General features: G+C 49.7%; 13 protein-coding genes. 3 read left to right on the plus strand and 10 right to left on the minus strand.

What is annotated here, in order from left to right; genetic code table 11:
* Positions 1-54: 54 nt before the first annotated feature.
* From HW447_RS09555 to HW447_RS09570, 4 genes are all read right to left on the minus strand, one after another.
* On the minus strand, positions 55-1,224 hold the full coding sequence (locus tag HW447_RS09555) for a substrate-binding domain-containing protein (RefSeq protein WP_207714802.1): 1,170 nt from the start codon (positions 1,222-1,224) through the stop codon (positions 55-57).
* A 79-nt stretch (positions 1,225-1,303) separates the two neighbouring features.
* On the minus strand, positions 1,304-2,320 hold the full coding sequence (locus tag HW447_RS09560; RefSeq protein WP_176255073.1) for an ABC transporter permease: 1,017 nt from the start codon (positions 2,318-2,320) through the stop codon (positions 1,304-1,306).
* Positions 2,317-3,348 (minus strand): ABC transporter permease, encoded by a 1,032-nt coding sequence (locus HW447_RS09565; protein WP_176255074.1) that lies wholly within the window; start codon positions 3,346-3,348, stop codon positions 2,317-2,319. Before HW447_RS09565 ends, HW447_RS09560 begins: the two co-directional genes overlap by 4 nt.
* A 1-nt stretch (position 3,349) precedes the next feature.
* Complete coding sequence (locus tag HW447_RS09570; protein WP_176255075.1) at positions 3,350-4,876, minus strand: sugar ABC transporter ATP-binding protein; 1,527 nt, start codon at positions 4,874-4,876, stop codon at positions 3,350-3,352.
* Positions 4,877-5,181: 305 nt separating this feature from the next.
* Between HW447_RS09570 and HW447_RS09575 the strand changes: the two genes are divergently transcribed.
* The 3 genes from HW447_RS09575 (at position 5,182) to HW447_RS09585 (ending at position 8,084) form a co-directional block, all read left to right on the plus strand.
* A complete protein-coding gene (locus HW447_RS09575; protein WP_176255076.1) occupies positions 5,182-6,093 on the plus strand; it encodes a sugar-binding transcriptional regulator in 912 nt (303 codons plus the stop codon).
* Between the two features lie 4 nt (positions 6,094-6,097).
* The gene (gene lsrK, locus HW447_RS09580) at positions 6,098-7,660 is read left to right on the plus strand and encodes an autoinducer-2 kinase (protein WP_176255077.1); all 1,563 of its coding nucleotides are present in this window, start codon (positions 6,098-6,100) and stop codon (positions 7,658-7,660) included.
* A gap of 67 nt (positions 7,661-7,727) precedes the next feature.
* A complete protein-coding gene (locus tag HW447_RS09585) occupies positions 7,728-8,084 on the plus strand; it encodes a cupin domain-containing protein (RefSeq protein ID WP_176255078.1) in 357 nt (118 codons plus the stop codon).
* 106 nt (positions 8,085-8,190) lie between these two features.
* Here HW447_RS09585 and glgB read toward each other — a convergent pair whose 3' ends face one another.
* The 6 genes from glgB to HW447_RS09615 all read right to left on the minus strand — a co-directional run bounded on the left by glgB (position 8,191) and on the right by HW447_RS09615 (position 18,335).
* Complete coding sequence (gene glgB, locus HW447_RS09590) at positions 8,191-10,845, minus strand: 1,4-alpha-glucan branching protein GlgB (RefSeq protein ID WP_176255079.1); 2,655 nt, start codon at positions 10,843-10,845, stop codon at positions 8,191-8,193.
* Positions 10,846-10,870: 25 nt separating this feature from the next.
* Positions 10,871-11,335 carry a methylglyoxal synthase gene (locus HW447_RS09595; protein WP_176255080.1) on the minus strand — a complete coding sequence of 155 codons (465 nt, stop codon included), beginning with the start codon at positions 11,333-11,335 and terminating at the stop codon, positions 10,871-10,873.
* Positions 11,336-11,360: 25 nt separating this feature from the next.
* Positions 11,361-12,260, minus strand: a complete 900-nt coding sequence (locus tag HW447_RS09600; protein ID WP_176255081.1) for a fumarylacetoacetate hydrolase family protein — start codon at positions 12,258-12,260, stop codon at positions 11,361-11,363.
* Positions 12,261-12,365: 105 nt separating this feature from the next.
* Complete coding sequence (locus HW447_RS09605; protein ID WP_176255082.1) at positions 12,366-15,035, minus strand: cation-translocating P-type ATPase; 2,670 nt, start codon at positions 15,033-15,035, stop codon at positions 12,366-12,368.
* A 179-nt stretch (positions 15,036-15,214) separates the two neighbouring features.
* Positions 15,215-16,366: a M20/M25/M40 family metallo-hydrolase gene (locus HW447_RS09610; protein WP_330589151.1), complete on the minus strand. Its 1,152-nt coding sequence runs from the start codon at positions 16,364-16,366 to the stop codon at positions 15,215-15,217.
* Positions 16,356-18,335, minus strand: coding sequence for an alpha-amylase (locus tag HW447_RS09615; RefSeq protein WP_176255083.1), 1,980 nt, complete (start codon positions 18,333-18,335; stop codon positions 16,356-16,358). The genes HW447_RS09610 and HW447_RS09615 overlap by 11 nt, the downstream gene beginning before the upstream one ends.
* Between the last annotated feature and the right edge of the window lie 37 nt (positions 18,336-18,372).

Below are 18,372 nucleotides of genomic sequence, written 5' to 3' on the forward strand. Positions count from 1 at the left end.
CCTCTGCAATGCCGGATCAGGCTTTGACCCCCGATCCGGCCAGCAGCCCATATGTTAGAAATCGTAATCGGCAACGTTATCTTTATTAAAGATGAGCCGTTCTGGCATCAGCACAACACCGTTATTCTCAGGGGCAGTCTGAGCGCCCTCGACCAGACAATCATTAGGCATAACCTCAACCTCTCCAATCTCAGGAATGTTGATCTTATCTCCCACTTTTACAGTATTGCCCGCCGCAAGATATGCAGTCAGATAACAGCCCATAGCGCCCTGAACACCGCAGTCCCAAAGCCCCCACTGCTCGATCACGCCCGCCTCACAGTAATCCTTAATCGACATGGGGGAGGCAAAGCCTGAAATGGTAACATCCTCTTTTGTCAGCCCCTTATTCTGAGCAGCCTTGCACTGCCCCGGAAGCGCAGTAGAATCATTACAGATAATCAGATCGATGTCACTGTGAGCCTCAAGGATGGATGCTCCGATGGAAACGGCCTTCTCGGCATCCTGTTCAGAATAATAATTGTCAGGAGCCACATTTTCCCAGTTCGGATAATGCTCCTTGATATAGGCTTCTCCTGCTACCTGCCAGGAATTTTGATCCGCGACAGTTGCCTGAGAATAATGCCAGCAGTATTTAATCGTATCCGTCTCAGGATTTTTTCCTCTCTTGGTTAAAGAGTCCGCTCCCATATCTACCAGCATCTGCCCCAGGATATCCGGAGTTCCCTGAGAAACCATCAGCGTACGGGCTGTGTCGGACACGTCCGAATCCCACGTTCCGACCGTTACGCCGCTGGAAATCGCATCTGTCAGGGCAGAATCAAGTCCTGTTGCATCCACAGATGAAATACAGATCCCGTCTGCACCAGAAGCAACCGCATTGTTGATCACCTGCACCTGATCTGCAACAGACGCATTGGAAGATCCCTGATAATCAACCGTAAATCCCCACTTTTCGGCATACTTCTGCGCGCCATTGTTAGCGGACTCAAAGAAAGCATTTCCTGTCAGCTTTGGAACGAACGCAATAGTAAGTCCTTCTATCGATTTCTCCTCCCCGCCCTTTGCAGCAGTCTCCGTCTTGTCCCCGTTTTCTGCCGCAGTCTCCACTTTAGCGGTTTCCTCTGTTGTTCCCGCCGGAGCCTCTGACGGTTTGGAGCCACAGGCGCTCAATGAAGCTGCCATAGACGCTGCAAGCGCTACTGCAATCAGTTTTTTCCTCATAAGATAAATCCTCCTTCTCATTCTGTATGCAGTCTGCTGCATACCATTTTTCTATATTAATGGACTTTCCATTAAGATACTAATTTTTGCTCTTCCCATGAAATATAGCAACCACCCTTGGATTAGTAAGAACCGAGCGCCCGATCACCACCACCAAAAGCAGAAGCCCTACCGGAATATCCAGATACTGCTGCGGAACCTTAAAGCAGAGAGGCAGTCCAAACTTCAATACACCAATCACTACCGCAGCCAGGGCCGTTCCCACAACCGATCCTTTTCCGCCAGTAGAAAGTGTTCCTCCAAGCACAACCGCCGTAATAATGGGAAGTGTAAATGTAACGCCAATATCTGATTTTGCCGTTCCGATATAAGAGGTTAAGATAATACCTGCAATGGCCGCGCTCACTCCAGAGAGAATATAGGTGCTCATTGTGACAAGTCTGGTATTGATTCCCGAAAATTCAGCAGCCTCTTTATTGATACCGATCAGAAATATCATTCTTCCGTATTTCGTTCTGTTCAGCAGAATATACGCTGTCACCGCCAGAGCAAGGAAGATAAGCACCTGACAGGGAATGATGCCAAAAAGCTTAAATCGGGACAGCTGCAAAAAGCTGTCCGGAAATCCGTTTATCCCCTTGTAACTCTCTGTAGCGGACAGATTGGAAACCAAAAGGGCAATTCCTGTAAAGAGAAAGCTTCCTCCCAGCGTTACAACCATCGGCTGGACACCGCAGTAGGCCACAAAATAGCCTGAAAGCGCTCCGCAGACAGCCGACACTGCAACTGCCAGGGCAACTGCTGCCCAGATATTCATACCGCCGTCCTGCCATGCGACTCCCAGTACGATAGAAGAAAGGCCCACAATAGAACCCGCCTGAATATCAATTCCTCCGGTAATCATTACAAACGTCACAAACAGAGAAATGATGCAGATGGAAATGATATCATTCAGGCTTCCAAACAAAACCCTCGGCATTAGAAACTTTGGATTTTTCGTTGCAAATACTACAATTTCAGCGAACAGGATCAGCAGCAGAACAAATTCCCAGCTGGAAAAAAACTTTTTCGCCTTTTCAGGAAAAGATGTTTTCATGATTTCTGCTCTCCTTTCTTCTGATTTGTATTGTTTTCAGCCTTATTAGTTCTCGCCATCAGTATTTCATGCCGGTTTTTAACGATGGCGTGATTCTGGGCAACCGTCGTTACAACAACGATGGCAATCAGCATAATGCCGGTAATCGTATTATCATAATCAGATGAAAAACCGAGAAATACCAGGATCCGGCTGATAGATGACATAATGATCGCACCAATCGCTGCCCCCAAAAGACTTCCTTGACCTCCCGTCAGAGCCACGCCTCCCAGAACGCAGGCCGCAATTGCCTTCATCTCGTAGTTGTTTCCTGCCGTAGGTGTGATAAAGCCAATTCTTGAAGCATAGACCATACCGGCAGCAGCTGCCATAATGCCACAGATCACATACGCCAGTATCTTTGTGCGTATGGTCGGGATACCCACCAGTGTCGCACCGGAAATATTATCTCCCACCGCAGTAAAATATTTGCCTTTTCTGGTTCTGGATACAATATAGTTCGCAATAAGAACTGCAAGGATGGTTACTGCATAAAACAGCGTAAGCTCTCCCACAACCTTTATATTGGAAGCCCTGGTATAGGACGCCGGGAGGTTTTCTACCCATGCGCCGCCTGTAAAAACATAAATCAGTCCTCTTACAACGCCATTAACACCCAATGTAAAAATCAGCGAAGGGATCTTAAAAACGGAAACGCCCACTCCATTTACAAGGCCAATAGCCGCCCCCACAAGAACCGCCGTCCCAATTGCAGCGCCTATGCTCCCTCCGTCGCGGAGTATGGTAGCTCCTACGGCCGCGCTCATTCCCAGGGTAGCTCCAATGGATACGTCAATCTCCCCCGTAAGAATAACAAAGGCAATCCCAACCGCCAGCAGGGTAAACACAACCGAATCATTCAGACAGTTCAAAAGGCTGGCTGGCTGCCAGAAATCCGGATTTATCAGACCTACCAAAAGCACCAGAAGGATAAGAAATAGCAGGCTTCCCGCCTCACGGGCTTTCAATATTTTCTTCACTCGATCCATGTCAGCCCTCCTCTTCTTCATCCACATCAAACGACGCATTCATCAGTGTATTCTGATCAATCTGGGACTTTGACAGTGTTTTTGTCATATGCCCCTGAAACATAACTACTGCACGGTCTGACAGTTCAATGATCTCTTCCATATCCGAGGAGATCAGCATCGTAGCCACACCCTTTTTCTTCAGTTCCAGAATAATGGAATATACATCCCCTCTGGCCGCTGCGTCAATCCCCCGCGTCGGCTCATCCAGAATCACAAGCTGAGGAAGTGAGGAAAGGCATCTTCCGATCACAACCTTTTGCTGATTTCCACCGGAAAGACTGCCGCAGGACTGTTCCTGCCCGGTTACTTTTGTCCGAAAGTCATCAATATACTTCTGTGTGATTTCCTGCTCCTTCTTTTTATTCAGGAACACCTTTCCCATAGCTATATTAAAAAGCAGAGAGGAGGTAGTATTGGCGGCAACGCTGCTCATGCCAAACAGACCGTTCTGTCTTCTGTCCTCAGGAACATAGTTGATTCCAGCTTCAATCACTTCTCTTGTGGATAGTCCGGTCACGTCTCTGTCTTTTAGAAAAACCTTTCCCCCAAGAGGCTTTTCCCTTCCGAAAATGGTAATGGCAAGTTCCGTTCTCCCTGCGCCTACCAGCCCGGCCACCCCCAGGATTTCACCCGGATATACCTCCAGGTTAATATCCTCAAAGCCATATCCCGAAAAATGCTCCAGCCTGAGAACCGGTTTTAAATCTGTATAATCGATAGCCGTTTCTTTCTCTTCCCTTTTTTCCACCTCTTCCATATTTGGAGGAAGAAGCCCTTTTACCAGCATATCTCTGGTAAAATCACCGATAGGGCCTTTCAGGGTGATAATACCGTCTCTCATAATGGCCACATGAGTACCGATTGTAAAAACCTCTGCCATGCGGTGTGTAATATAGATAATTCCGATACCTCGGCTTTTTAAGTCTGCAACAACCTTAAACAGAGCCTCTACCTCGTCAAACGTAAGAGCAGATGTTGGTTCATCCAAAATCAGCACCTTCGCGTTTCTCATCATGCCCCGAAGCAGTTCTACGATCTGCTGTTCTGCAATGGAGAGACTAAGAGCCTTTCTGTTCAGATCCAGTTCCCACCCTATATCGCCGATTATTTTTACCAGACGGTTATGCAGTTCTGACTTCACTCCTGAAAAACCAATCAGGATATTCTCCTCCACTGTCATATTCGGAAACAGCATCGGCTCCTGAGGAACCATATAGATTCCTTTCTGAAGAGAAACAACCGGTTTAAAACTGGAAATCTTCTCCCCATCTATGTACAGCTCCCCCTGATCCGGCTGGTAGATCCCCATAATGATCTTCATAAGAGTGGATTTTCCGGCACCATTCCCCCCGATCAGCGTCAGAACCTCCCCTCTTCCCACACTCAGATCAATCCCTTTCAGCACAACATTCAGACCGAATCTCTTTGTAATCCCACATACAGAAAGCAGCTCTTTGTTCGTCTGCCCACGGACTGCCTGGCTCATGTCGACCTCTCCTTTGAAAATTGTATTTTTGTTTTACAATTAAACATTTTTATCATAAGCCCAGTATAATCATATTCACTATCTTTGTCAAGGCTTTTACTTTTTTTAGTATTTATTTTGCATAATACTCTTGCTTTTTTATTTATTTTATTATATATTTTATACATCGAAAAACAAAACAATTCAATTTTGCCTTGTTTCCGTTTTTGTTGTATTATGATACATTTGTTATTTATTTAAACATTTGTTATGTGTTATAATCGCATGGATTGGTTTTATAAATAAATGATAAGAGGTATCCTATTATGAGATATGATGATGAGCTGGTTTTGAAAGCCGCATGGTACTATTACATTGAAAATATGACACAGCAGTCCATCGCCCTGAAGCTGGGAATCTCCCGGATGAAGGTCATCCGTCTTCTGGAAACAGCCAAAGAGACCGGGGTAATCCAGTTTAAGATTTCGCAGGATATGGGAAAACACCTTCATGCAGAGCAGAAGCTGAAAGAGATGTGGAATTTAAAAAACGTCCTGATTGTCCCTACTCCGGACAACAAAAGCAAGATCAACGAATATCTGGCCATGGCGGCCGCCAACTATCTGGCTGACCAGATCACAGAAAATACGTTTATCAATATGGGCTATGGCGACACGCCGTCCCGCGTTTTAAACCACCTTGCAACCATCACAGATGTCCCGGTTTCCTTTGTCTCTTTCACCGGGGGAGTGAATTACTACCTTCCAAACAGCGCCTCCAATACATTTAAGGCAAGGCTTCATCTGTATCCGGCGCCCCTGCTTCTCTCCTCCAAGGAGGTATGCCAGGCGATTTTACAGGAACCCAGCGTCACAGAAATCCGCCGCATGGTCAGGCTGTCTTCTTTTTCCATTGTTGGAATCGGCGCCATGAACAATGATGCAACCATTATTTCCAATGGTATTCTCAGTAAAAATGATTTTACATACCTTACCATGAAAGGGGCTGTAGGAGATGTGCTGACGCATTTTATCGACAAGGACGGAGCGCCTGTGGTCACCAGCATTGAAGACCGGCTGGTCAGCACACCCCTGGAAACCTTAAAAGAACTAAACAATGTAATCGGAATAGCAGGAGGCGAACAGAAAACAACTGTAATCAAGGCAGCGTTAAAAGGAGGTTATATCGATTCCCTGATTACAGATGAAGATACTGCAAAAAAACTGATAGGAGAATAAGGATATGGCAAAGTATTTAATGGCAATCGATGCCGGTACAGGAAGCGTGCGCGCGGTCCTGTTCGATCTGGCAGGAAACCAGCTTTCCTGCTCCCAGCATGAATGGGAACATTCAGAAGACCCCAGATATCCGGGAAGCATGGATTTTGACTGGATCCATAACTGGGATCTGGCGAAGGGATGTATCAGGGAAGCTATCTCATCTGCCCACATTGATCCCCGCGAAATTGCAGCCTGTTCTACCACCTGTATGCGGGAAGGGATCATACTGTATGATGCGCAGGGCCGGGAGATCTGGGCCTGCGCAAATGTGGATGCCAGAGCAAATGATGAAGTAATTGAACTTCTCCGGAAATATCCCGGACTGGAAAAAGAACTCTACCGCGAATCAGGACAGTCTTACGCACTGGACGCCCTTCCAAGGCTCCTCTGGGTCAAAAACAAGCAGCCGGATATCTATCAGGCAGCCTCCAAAATAGGTATGTTCAATGACTGGCTGATTTACAGGCTTACGGGCATTTTATCCGCAGAACCCTCCAACGGCTCCACCACAGGACTTATGAATCTTAAGACCCGCACCTGGGATCCATCAATTTTGGAGCGCTGTGAACTCAAAAGCGATATCTTTCCATCTGTGATGGAAGCCGGCTCCATCGTTGGCCCTGTTTCCTCCAAAGCAGCCGCCGAGACCGGCCTGGCAGAGGGAACTCCCGTTGTAGTTGGAGGAGGAGATGCACAGCTTGGGTGTATCGGCGTAGGAGCGGTAGACGCAAATGAAGCCGCCATTTTCGGCGGAAGCTTCTGGCAGTATGAGTATAACACCAATCGTGCAGTCACGGATTCCCAGTGTCGTGTCCGCGTAAACTGTCATGCAATCAAGGATGTTTGGCAGTACGAAGCGCTTGCTTTTAAGCCGGGACTGGTCATGCGCTGGTTTCGTGACGGTTTCTGCCAGCTGGAGAAGCAAAGAGCCTCTGAAATCGGCTGTGACGTCTATGACCTGATGAATCAGGAGGCAGAGAAAATTCCCGCCGGCTGTTATGGCATGATGTGTACTTTTTCAGATGTAATGAATTTTATCAGCTGGAAACACGCTGCTCCGACTTTTACGAATTTTCAGCTGGATCCTGCAAAATTTAACCGTTATACCTTCTACCGAGCTATCCTTGAAAATACGGCTCTGGTCACAAAAGGCCATATGGAACTGGTACAAGAATCCACCGGTCATATGCCATCTGAGGTAATTTTTGCTTCAGGTGCCTCAAAAAGCCCCCTTTGGAGCCAGATTCTCGCAGATGTGCTTGGTATCCCGGTTAAGGTTCCCGCAGTAAAGGAAGCGACTGCTCTGGGAGCCGCACTGATTGCCGGATATGGGGTTGGAATCTATGACAATATATCTGATACCGCTAAAAAGCTTGCAAAAATTGATCACACCTACCTCCCTGATACGGAAAATCACAGACTGTACAATGAAATTTATCTTGTCTGGAAGAAGCTTTACGCCGCCCAGCTGGCCCTTACGAACGAAGGTCTGACTGCCCCCATGTGGTCTGCTCCGGGTGTCTGAGTCATCTAAAGCAAAGAGCGCAAATATATTATAAACCAAACAGTGCTATGCACAAAAGGAGGAACTTATGTATATTGTAAATGAAAACGAAAAAGAATATCGTTTTGGAGACAGCGGCCCAAAATATCTGATGAAAGGGCCGCGCATGAACTTTGCAGTTGTGCAGTTTATGCCCGGCCAGGATTTTAAAGCCCATTATCATAATGTTATGGAAGAGAACTTTTTCATTTTAGAGGGAAGAATCGATATTGTAGTAGATGGGAAGGTAAATACGTTATCTGCGGGAGATCTGATCCATATTGAACCCTCAGAGATCCATTATTGTATCAATAACTACGATACCCCTGTCAAAATGATTTCTACCTTAGCCCCTTATCAGGAATCGGATAAGGTTGAAGTCGACAATTATACTTATGAGAAATAGCCTGATGAAAACAAATTAAACCGGAGACCTCTGCATCATGGGGAGATCTCCGGTTTCTCTGTTTCTTCGCTTTGTTTAAACTGCCCTGCCGCAGAAACCAGCCCGTCTAACGGTCTTTTTCACTGTGCTCTGCCTCAGTTCTTAACGCGGACTTCTCCGGGGCAGCCGTCAGACGCTTGGGTTCTTCCTTCGCTGTTTCCAGCTTCTTCGGCTCCTTCCTGGCTGTCGCCAGCTGCTTCGGCTTCTCTTTCGCCGTTTCCAGCTTCTTTGGCTCCCCCTTGGCTGTCCCCAGACGCTTGGGTTCTTCCTTTGCCGTTTCCAGCTTCTTCGGCTCCTCCCTGGCTGTCGTCAGCAGTTTCAATTCCTCTCTGCCAACCGCCTTTTGAGCGTTCTTTGGGGTATTCTTGGGGCCGGAGGCGCTCTTTCGGCCGGAAACGGTCTTTGACTCCTTCTTCACGCTTTTCTCTGTCCCCGCATCTTTATCCTTTTTCGTCGTTCTTCCTGCTTTCTTAACCGGCGCCTGCGGGGTACAGCTGAATACAAGAAAACTCATGGGCGCAATGGTAAGCTCAATGGAATCTTCCCTGTCATCCCACTCTATCTTTTTAGAGGTCTTAAGGCGCGGGTTCACTCTTCCGCCGCCGCCGAACTCTTTGGCATCACTGTTTAAAATTTCCTTATATTTACCCGCAAACGGCACTCCCAGACGGAACTTTTCGTGTTCCATATGATCAAAGTTGCAGACAAAAAGCAGCGTCTCTTTTCCTCCCCTGCTTCTGCGGACAAACATCACCATGCTTTCATCCTGGTAGCTGCAGTTGATCCACTCAAATCCCTCAGGCTCAAAGTCCGCTTCATAGAGCGCCGGATGCTCCATATACATTTTATTTAATGCCTTTACATAATTCTGCATATTTTTGTGCAGAGGATACTGCAGCAGTCCCCACTCCAGAGAGGCATTTTCATTCCACTCGTCGATCTGTCCGTAATCCTGCCCCATAAAGAGCAGTTTTTTACCCGGATGAGACATCATAAAACCATAGGCCGTCCTCAGATTCTCCGCCTTTTTCTCCAGCGTCTCTCCAGGCATTTTCCCCATCATGGAGCCTTTGCCATGAACCACCTCGTCATGAGAAAATACCAGAATAAAGTTCTCACTGTAGGCATAGAGCATGGAAAAGGTCAGTCCGCCGTAATTATTTTTCCTGAAATAAGGATCGCAGCGCATATAGTTGGTGAAATCATTCATCCAGCCCATGTTCCACTTGTAGTCAAAGCCCAGACCGCCGTCTTTTGGGTTACCTGTAACCATAGGCCATGCGGTAGATTCCTCGGCAATAAGCACCGCTCCATCTTTTCTTCCCTTAAACACGCTGCTTAAATGCCTTAAGAACTCTACTGCATCCAGATTTTCGTTCCCGCCGTACATATTCGCCACCCATTCGCCGTCGCTTTTGCCGTAATCCAGATACAGCATAGAGGCTACTGCATCCATGCGGATGCCGTCAGCATGGTACTTGTCCGCCCAGAACAGGGCATTAGCGATGAGGAAATTGGAAACGCCGGGGCGGCCGTAATTGTAGATCAGCGTGCCCCAGTGGGGGTGAGAACCCTGCCTTGGGTCGGCGTGTTCATAGACGCAGGTACCGTCAAAACAGGCCATCCCATAGGCGTCTCTTGGAAAATGAGCCGGCACCCAGTCAAGGATCACGCCAATTCCATTTTGATGCATATAGTCCATAAAGTACATGAAATCATCCGGAGTTCCGTAACGGCTGGTAGGAGCGTAATATCCCGTAACCTGATATCCCCAGGAGGCGTCTAAGGGGTGCTCCATAACCGGCAGAAGCTCCACATGGGTATAACCCATTTCTTTCACATAGGCCGCCAGTTTTACAGCCAGTTCCCGGTAATTGCAGAACTCTGAGCCGACGATATAATTTCCATTTTCGTCTTTCGCTGGCTCCCTGCGGATCCAGGAACCCAGATGCACCTCATAGATATTAAAGGGCTTGTCCTTACTGTCAGAAACCGCCCGTTTCTTCATCCACTCCTGATCCTGCCACTGGTATTTGCCAATATCCCATACAACCGAGGCATTGTTGGGGCGAAGCTCTGCAAAATTGGCATAAGGGTCAGCTTTTAACATTGGCTCTCCGGCCCTGGTTTTGATCTCATACTTATAAAGACAGCCTGGCTTTAAGCCCGGAACAAAGAGTTCAAAAATACAGGCATCGCCTTCTCCTACCCTTCTCATCTGGTGACGCCGTCCATCCCAGAGGTTAAAATCCCCTACCACACTGACTCTCATGGCACAGGGGGCCCATACGGAAAAATACACACCGTCTGTGCCGTCAATAGTCATGGGATGAGCGCCCATTTTCTCATAAATATCATAGAAAATACCGGCTTCAAATTTCTTAAGCTCCCGCTCGGTATACTGGGGGGCAAAGGCGTAGGGATCCTGAAGTTCCTCTTTTGTACCGTTGTCATAAGTCACTTCCAGGATATATGCCGTTTTATTCTTCCTGGGGATCAGAACAGCAAAAAATCCGGCCTCATCAGCCATTTCCATGGGGTACGTCTTTCCAGTGCCGGTCAGCTTTACCGTCACAGCCTCGGCAGTTGGAATCAGCGCCTGGATCAAAAGCCCCTTGTCCGTAAGATGCGGCCCCAGCATCCTGTGAGGATCGGCCGACTCTGAGTAGGTCAGCTCTTCAATCCCCGCCCAATCCATTAAATCGTACAATGTCTGTTCCATAAATACAATTCCCCCTTCTGTCTGGTTACAGTGTCTGCGCCCTCTCTGAAATATTCTGTTTGAAATTGATTACATCATGCTCATATTCTTCATTCATAAGAGGGGATGTAATCATGAAGTCGGCGCTGGCCTTGTTGTTTGCAATTGGAATGTCGTATACCTGTGCAATCCGCAGCAGGGCCTTTACATCCGGATCATGAGGCTGGGCAGTCAGAGGATCGGAAAAGAAGATCACAAAATCGATCTTTCCCTCAACAATCTTCGCTCCGATCTGCTGGTCTCCTCCTAAAGGACCGCTGTTGTACCCCTTTACCGGCAGTCCTGTGTAATCTGTAATCATTCTTGCAGTGGTGCCTGTCCCGCACAAAAAATGCTTTGACAGAATCTCCCTGTGCTGTAAACACCAGTCCATAAGCTCATGCTTTTTCTGATCGTGGGCGATCAGCGCAATATTTTTCTGTTTTTTAATTGTCATTGGTAAAAAGTCCATTTCCCTGGCCTCCCTTTTCCTGTTTTTATGATTCTGATACCCTGTTTACAAGAGTACCGATGCCTTCGATTGAACATTCCACTATATCCCCGGGATTCAGAAATCTGGGCGGGTCAAATCCCATTCCTACGCCTGCAGGCGTTCCGGTGGAAATGATGGTTCCTGCTTTTAAGGTCATACCTGCCGAAAGCTCGCTGACTATATGGTCAATATCAAAGATCATACACTCTGTATTGCTGTCCTGGCGCAGCTGGCCGTTGACTCTTGACTGGATGGACAGCCTGGGAGGATACGGCAGTTCTTCTGCAGTGGTGATACATGGCCCCATGGGCAGAAACCCATCCAGGCTCTTGCCGAAGTACCACTGCTTATGGCGGGTCTGGAGAGTTCTGGCGCTGACGTCATTGATTACAGTATAACCGAAAATATAGTTTCTGACCTCAGCAGCAGGTACATTTTTCGCCTCTTTCCCAATAATCACCGCCAGCTCGGCCTCATAATCGAGATCCTGCACCAGGTCCCTGTGGCCTGGTATCTCTTCCCCTGTGCCTGTGGCACGGTTTACCCTTTTAGAGAAATATACCGCAAAGGGGCGTTCCCCGCCGAATGCTTCCTTCTTATATCTGGCAGATTCCTCCGCATGGGCCATATAGTTGATGCCCAGGCAGATCACATCCTGTACAGGATGGGGAATCGGCGCCAGCAGAAGAGCCTCCTTCATGGGAACTGCCCCTTTGACCTTATAGGGATCCTGCCCTGATGCATATTCCAGGAGCTGCTTTTCAGACTCACTGATGCCCTCGATCAGCTCCTGCATCGTCTTATAATCCATGTCAAGAGAGCGCAGAGGATAGATCCACTCCCCATCCCTGCTGATGACGCCCAGTCCCTTTTTATGTTCGATCTCATATGTAACAAGTCTCATTGTCGGCCTCCTGTGCTTTCTAATTTGCGCTCGGAATCTCCCGGTTCTCCCGCTTATTTCATACTGTACCACATTTTTCCGATTTTTTCTACTTTTTCAGTCTATTTACGTGGTTTCCCTGAGAATCTTAATAAATTGGATCACTACTGTCGGCAGAAAAGCAGCTGCGGCCACGGCGGCCGTCTGAAAGGGCAGGAGATCCGCAGCGGCAAAGAAGGTCTGAAGTCCCGGCACAAACAGGACAGCGGCCAATAGAACCGCCCCAAGCGAAAACGCCATGAGACTGCTTGGATTGGTAAAAAGTCCCAGAGCGACAATGGAATGGGAGCTGCGGCAGTTAAAGCCGTGAAAGAGCCGCGCCAGCGTCAGTGTGGAAAACGCCATGGTACAGGCTGTTCCCTCGCCTCCCTGTCTCAGCCCCATACGGTAGCTCCACATGGTAGCAGCCGCCATAAGACCGCCCTGGATCAGAAGCTGGAATACAAATCCCGGCGTCAATATGCCTTCTCCCGGATCTCTCGGAGGCCGACGCAGCAAATCTTCCTCTGCCGGCTCCATCCCGATGGCAATTGCCGGCAGCGAGTCCGTGATCAGGTTGATAAACAGCAGATGAACCGGGGCAAATGGCAGCGGAAGGCCTGCAAAGGAGGTATAAAGGACACAGAGGATACCCGCCATATTACCGGAAAGGAGAAACTGGATGGCATTTTTAATATTGCGGTAGACATTTCTGCCGTTGGCAGCAGCCTTGATGATCGTGGCAAAGTTATCATCTGCCAGGATCATGGACGCAGCCTCCTTTGAGACTTCCGTGCCGCCCAGTCCCATGGCAATGCCGATATCCGCCTTTTTTAAGGCCGGAGCGTCATTTACCCCATCTCCGGTCATGGCAACGATATGCCCCAGTTTCTGCCAGGCTTCTACAATACGAATCTTGTGTTGCGGCGACACTCTGGCATAGACCGATATCCGGGGCAGCTCTCTTAGGAGCTCTTCCTCTGTCAGATGATCCAGCTGTGCGCCTGTAAGGGCCAGATCTCCGGGGGAATAGATGCCGATGCGGCCCGCGATAGCCATGGCTGTAACCCGGTGGTCGCCGGTAATCATCACAGGACGGATACCTGCCTGGCGGGCGGCGGATACCGCGGAGCGGGATTCGGGGCGGGGCGGATCCATCATGGCCGCCATTCCCAGGAAAATGAGCTCGGATTCCGGATCCGGAACCAGTGACGAGGAAAGGGGGCTTGGCAGACTCTCGTCAACCGGGCGGCAGGCAAATGCCAGAATCCGAAGCCCCTGCTCTGACCAGAGGCGATTCTGATTCAAGATAGCGGCGCGGTCAGAGGCAGAAAGGGAACGGGAAGGAATTTGCAGTCCAAACGCGCCGGATCCCGCCGGATTCGCCATGCGGCTGCACCGCTCCAGAAGCACATCCACAGCCCCCTTTACAAACAGTATTTTTTCCTCTCCCACGCAATTTACCGTAGTCATCCTCTTTCTCACAGAATCAAATGGAATCTCTCCCCTTCTGGGGCAGCGCAGGCGCAGCTGTTCCGGGATCGCTCCCGCAGCCTGAACCATGTGCAGGAGGGCATTTTCTGCCGGATCCCCCTCTTCTTCTCTGGCTGAAGGAGACGCATTGTTATTCAAAGCCGCTGCCATGAGAAATAAGTTCACATCGCTTCTGCCTTCCGCCGCCGGCACAGCCAGCGCCTCCGGCTCCATATTTCTTCCGTTTATAAAGACCTGCTCCACCTCCATTCGGTTCTGGGTCAGAGTTCCGGTCTTATCGGAACAGATCACAGATACACAGCCCAGGCTTTCCACGGCCTTCAGATCCTTTATGATGGCATTTTCCTTCGCCATTTTCTGGGTTCCCATCGCCTGAACAATGGTGACGATAGAGCTTAAGGCCTCAGGAATCGCCGCCACTGCCAGAGCAACGGCAAACATCAGAGCATCCAGCACCGGCTCCTTCCGGCAGACACTGAGCCCAAAGACCAGACTGCAGACGGCCATGATCCCCAGGGCCAGATGGCCGGAGAAATGATCCAGACTTACCTGCAGGGGTGTTTTCTGACTTCCCGCCCCGTTCATCAGCGAAGCAATGGAACCGATTTCCGTAGCCATGCCTGTAGCGGTAATAACCGCCAGAGCACGGCCGGAGGTGATAAGAGAACCGGAAAATACCATATTGGACTGATCTCCCGGAGAAAGCCGTTCCTTATTCCCGGTTCGCAGCGTACCCGAGTGCTTTTCCACGCTAAGCGACTCCCCGGTGAGAGAGCTTTCATTTACCGTCAGTCCATAGACCTCCAGCAGGCGTCCATCAGCCGCCGCCAGATCTCCGGCCTCCAGAATCAGCACATCTCCAGGGACTACCTGGGAGGAAGGAATGGTAAGGGACTGGCTGTTTCTTACCACTCTGGCCTCAGGAGATGAGAGCTTTTGCAGGCTTTCCAGAGACTTCTCCGCCTTTTCATGCTGAATGGTACCAAGAAGGGCATTTAAAAAGAGCACAGCAAAGATAACCATAGCGCTTTCCGGATCTCCCGTCACCATGGACACCGCGGCTGCCGCAATCAAAATCACAACCAGAAGATCTTTAAACTGCTCCAAAAAAACCTGCCACCAGGGAAGGCGCGGCTTTTCATGGATCGTATTTTCCCCATATTTTTCCAGACGTATAGCCGCCTCCTCTTCTGTCAGCCCCCGGCGGCTGGAAGAAAGCTCCCGTAAGATTTCTTCCTCTGACCTGCTGTACCACTCTGTCATGCCGGCATCCCCCTTCTTATTTTTATGTTTTTCCCTTTATCGCCGCAGCTTTTTTAATGCATGGAAACGAAAAATGCTTCCGGGACCATTCCTTGAGCGGTCCCGGAAGCATCCGGTCGGTGCACTCTGTTTAATTTATGAAATGACGCTATCCCTTATGACAGCGGGCAGACAGAGGATCATCGCTGAAACATCATATGAAATACCACACGGCAGCCGTCAGTCAGCGAAGAGGCCTCTATAAACTCCTCTCTTGTATGAGCGCCCCCGCCCCGATAACATCCGGCGCATACGCTGGGGATTCCAAGGGACATGGGAATATTGCAGTCCGTGGAACCCGAACCTGTCCGGGGACGCATCCCAGTGACTGCCTCCACCGCAGCCACCGCCCGCCCAAGAAGTTCCGCCTGACGGCCAGGATCGATCTTTCCAGAGCAGGGCCGAAGTCCCAGAAACTCCGTCTGAATCTCTATGCCAGCCGCTCTGGCTTCCTCTATCACAGCATCGAACTGTTTGTGCATATAATCCAGATTTTCTTTGCGATCTGAGCGAAACTCATACAGCATATGGGCTTCCTGAGCAATGGTATTGACGGAGGTTCCGCCCTGGATCTGACCCACATTAAAGGTGGTGCGGCCATTTTCAGGAACTGGAATCCGGTACAGCAGGGAAATCACTTCCGCCAGCTTCTCGATCGCATTATCGCGGCCAAAATCATTGAAAGAATGGCCGCCCTGGGTGCGGACGGTAATGCGAAAACGCTCGGAACCCACCGCCTGATCTACGAGCTTATCCAGCTGACTGTCAAAGGTGCAGAAAGCGCTGATCTGGTTTCCATACTTTTCACATATCTTACGGACGCCCTTTAAGTTTCCCAGCCCCTCTTCCCCTGAATTGCACACCAGCAAAAGCCCTGGCAGATGAGAGGGATAAACCTCTTCCAGACGATCCTCTTTTATGGCCCTTGCCAGGTATTTTGCAGCCATCAGAAGGCATACCAGACAGGCAGTATCATCCCCGATTCCCGGACAGAAAATAAAGTCTCCATTCTCTGTGAGAGGCAGATCCTCTTTATCAGGAAATACCACATCCATGTGAGCCATATAGACCTCCAGACCAGCCGTTTCGCGGGTCACAGCGGGATAAACCACATTGAGAGCCTCGTCGATAATTACCCCTTCCGCCCCCTGTTCCTTCAGCCACTGGCAGCAGAAAGCGGCCCGTTTTTCTTCGTGATTGGAGGGCGCAGGGATCCGGCCAATGGTCCTAAGCAGTTCAAAGGCCTCCTCCTTATGTTCTCTTATAAACTGCTCCATTGATTCATTCAGCATTTTTTTGCCCTCTTTCTTCCGACGCAGGCCCTTTTCCATGAACCGTCCCTTCCATAAATACGCATACCGACCGGGCTGCCGCCATAACCTTCTTCTGATCCTTCAGTACCGGTGCATCCTTCTCCGCCCAGAAGCCGTTTACGCTGTCCTCTGCCGTATTAAACACCATCCGCCATTCCCTTCCCTTGGGAAGATTGGGCAGAGCAAATTCATGCGGCTCCCAGTGCATATTATAGGCGGTGTAAAAGCTGGCGTCTCCTTTTCCATCCCGACCTTTTCCATAAGCTCCGCAGTAAAATGCACCAAGCTGACGGCAGTGCCGGTCAAACTCCGGCTGCCACGCCTTCTCTCCATGATAGGACAGATCCGGCAGTCCTGTTCCCTTATAATCCATTAACCCCGGTTCCTGTTCCATATGGAACAGATCGTGGGACTTTCTAAAGGAAATGGCCGCCCTGACAAACTCATACAGGCGGCTGTCGCGCTCCAGCAGATCCCAGTTCAGCCAGGATATTTCATTGTCCTGGCAGTAGGAATTGTTATTTCCCCGCTTGCTCTGTCCAAATTCATCGCCGGATAGAAGAAGGGGCGTTCCCTGGCTTAAAAACAGAAGGAGCACTGCGTTGCGAAGCTGCTGCATCCTAAGCTGACGGATCCGCTTCTTCCGCACCGTCCCCTCGGCTCCGCAGTTCCAGGACTGGTTGCAGTCTGTTCCGTCCCTGTTCTCCTCGCCGTTGTCCTCATTGTGTTTCTCATTGTAAGAAACCATATCCATCATCGTAAATCCGTTTACATTCGCCATATAATTGATCACGCCGATGCCCCCTGGATTGCGGCGCAGATGGTACGCAAAGGCATTGAGCATCCCCTCGTCGCCCTTTAAAAAACGTCTCATATCCTGCATAAAACCGGAATTGTATTCACAGATTCGGCGAAAATCCCCTTCCGTCTCCCATCCCTCGCCCCACAGCTTTATATCCTTCAGATAAGGATCTGCAGCCAGCAGGGACAGCGGCGCAAACCCCACTAGGTGCACCCCGTCTACATGGTATTCCATCGCCCAGAAACGAACTGCATCCAGCACATATCCCGGCGTCTCTGTTCCGTCGAAATACAGCTCGATCACCAGTTCAAGGCCTGCCCTGTGAAGGGCCTTTACCATGCTCTTAAACTCGGTTACAGGGTCTTTTATTTCACAGGCCCCGTCGGATGCGTATGAGGTCTTTGGCGCAAAGGCAAAGCCCCGGCAATAGCCCCAGTAGTTTACCTTTACCGGTTCTGCTTTTTCCGATCCCGCCCGCCTCCCGCGGGATTCCCCGGCTGCGGCACAGTATCCGCGCGCAGGCGCTCCCTCCTTAGGCAGTCCGAACACCTCGCCCCTTGGGGAACGGATCACCTCATCAAACTCAGACGGCGGCATCATTTCCACTGTGGTGATCCCCAACTCTTTCATATAAGGAATCTTCTCAGCCACCCCCGCAAAAGTTCCCCGCTTCTGCGGACTCACCCCGGAAGAAATGTGTTTGGTAAAGCCTCTGGCATGAATCTTATAAACCACACAGTCCTGAGGAGGAATGGCCGGACGGCAGTCATCTTCCCAGTCAAAATTCTCCCGCAGCACATCAAAGGGAGTGCGAATGCATCGCCTTGCACTGTCCCTTTTCCCCCATCTGTCCCATCCTGTAAACCGGCGTCCAAAGGGATCCGGCGTCTCCCTGTCATCCTCCCAGAAGGCGTATTCCAGATCATCAAAGCTGCCCCTTACCGTCATAAAATGCACATCGCCCATCCGTCCTTCTGCCGGAAAAGGTATTCTGGCAGAAGGACATTTTTTTCCTTTTTCAAATAAAAGCAATCCGCAGTTTTTGACCTTAGAGACAAAGGACACATCATACCCATCTCCTCTGGCAGTAACCCCCAGGGGATAAATCCTGCTGCGGTCTGTCTCCACTGTATAAACCATTTTCATCTGTTTACCGCCTTTCCCAAACACTTACAGGCACCCG

The sequence above is a fragment of the Enterocloster alcoholdehydrogenati genome (genome assembly GCF_013282095.1).
Classification (GTDB): Bacteria; Bacillota; Clostridia; order Lachnospirales; family Lachnospiraceae; genus Enterocloster; species Enterocloster alcoholdehydrogenati.

Coding starts and splice junctions, on each gene's coding strand:
- HW447_RS09555 (WP_207714802.1), bottom strand. CDS start 1,224: ATGAGGAAAAAACTGATTGCAGTAGCGCTTGCAGCGTCTATGGCAGCT.
- HW447_RS09560 (WP_176255073.1), bottom strand. CDS start 2,320: ATGAAAACATCTTTTCCTGAAAAGGCGAAAAAGTTTTTTTCCAGCTGG.
- HW447_RS09565 (WP_176255074.1), bottom strand. CDS start 3,348: ATGGATCGAGTGAAGAAAATATTGAAAGCCCGTGAGGCGGGAAGCCTG.
- HW447_RS09570 (WP_176255075.1), bottom strand. CDS start 4,876: ATGAGCCAGGCAGTCCGTGGGCAGACGAACAAAGAGCTGCTTTCTGTA.
- HW447_RS09575 (WP_176255076.1), top strand. CDS start 5,182: ATGAGATATGATGATGAGCTGGTTTTGAAAGCCGCATGGTACTATTAC.
- lsrK (WP_176255077.1), top strand. CDS start 6,098: ATGGCAAAGTATTTAATGGCAATCGATGCCGGTACAGGAAGCGTGCGC.
- HW447_RS09585 (WP_176255078.1), top strand. CDS start 7,728: ATGTATATTGTAAATGAAAACGAAAAAGAATATCGTTTTGGAGACAGC.
- glgB (WP_176255079.1), bottom strand. CDS start 10,845: ATGGAACAGACATTGTACGATTTAATGGATTGGGCGGGGATTGAAGAG.
- HW447_RS09595 (WP_176255080.1), bottom strand. CDS start 11,335: ATGGACTTTTTACCAATGACAATTAAAAAACAGAAAAATATTGCGCTG.
- HW447_RS09600 (WP_176255081.1), bottom strand. CDS start 12,260: ATGAGACTTGTTACATATGAGATCGAACATAAAAAGGGACTGGGCGTC.
- HW447_RS09605 (WP_176255082.1), bottom strand. CDS start 15,035: ATGACAGAGTGGTACAGCAGGTCAGAGGAAGAAATCTTACGGGAGCTT.
- HW447_RS09610 (WP_330589151.1), bottom strand. CDS start 16,366: ATGCTGAATGAATCAATGGAGCAGTTTATAAGAGAACATAAGGAGGAG.
- HW447_RS09615 (WP_176255083.1), bottom strand. CDS start 18,335: ATGAAAATGGTTTATACAGTGGAGACAGACCGCAGCAGGATTTATCCC.